Here is a 236-nt window from a genome sequence, read left to right as displayed (position 1 = left end):
AAAGACATCCCTGCCCGGTAAGGTGTCCGTCACCACCTGATTAATGCTCCAGGAACCGGCAATCACAGAGGCGGCCTGGCTTTGCCAGACCCCTGAGCCGATAGCGCAGGCCACGATATCAAAACAGCCACTGACCACAGGCGTGCCTTCGCTCAGTCCGGTTAACGCCGCCGCTTCCCTGCTCACCCGGCCCATAACATCCTGACATTCCCTGATGTCGGGAATCGCCTGCTGCA

1 pseudogene is annotated in these 236 nt (G+C 59.7%); it reads right to left on the bottom strand.

Annotated elements, in window-relative coordinates:
• Positions 1–195: pseudogene (locus R0J87_RS24655) on the bottom strand (carbohydrate kinase); the annotation flags it as partial.
• Positions 196–236: the final 41 nt, after the last annotated feature.

This window comes from Halomonas sp. SIMBA_159, from assembly GCF_046536035.1.
GTDB lineage: Bacteria > Pseudomonadota > Gammaproteobacteria > Pseudomonadales > Halomonadaceae > Vreelandella > Vreelandella venusta_A.
The sequence above is the reverse complement of the archived record's forward strand: the minus strand, read 5'-3'. Positions and strand labels throughout refer to the sequence as shown.